Consider the following 225-nt stretch of genomic DNA (forward strand, 5'->3'; position numbering starts at 1 on the left):
CCGATGTGCCGCGTGGGAGGGAGGGGACACCATAGGCGCATGACCGAGGACGACGAGCAGGCGGCGTCGCGGCGCGGGCCGCAAGGGGGTGCGGCGCGGGGCGGCGGCGAAGCCGGTGACGAGGGGCGTGGTGCCTCCGGTGACGAGGGGCGCGGTGCGGCAGGCGAGCGAGCCGCCGGAAGCGTCGATTCCGGTACGGGCGGCGGCCCCGGCGCGGACACCGGC

General features: G+C 78.7%; 1 pseudogene. It reads left to right on the forward strand.

Annotated features, from left to right (window positions below):
* Positions 1 to 39 precede the first annotated feature (39 nt).
* Positions 40 to 225 (forward strand): annotated as a pseudogene (locus tag AN218_RS35965) (ABC transporter permease); the annotation flags it as partial.

It is taken from the genome of Streptomyces nanshensis, assembly GCF_001751255.1.
GTDB lineage: Bacteria > Actinomycetota > Actinomycetes > Streptomycetales > Streptomycetaceae > Streptomyces > Streptomyces nanshensis_A.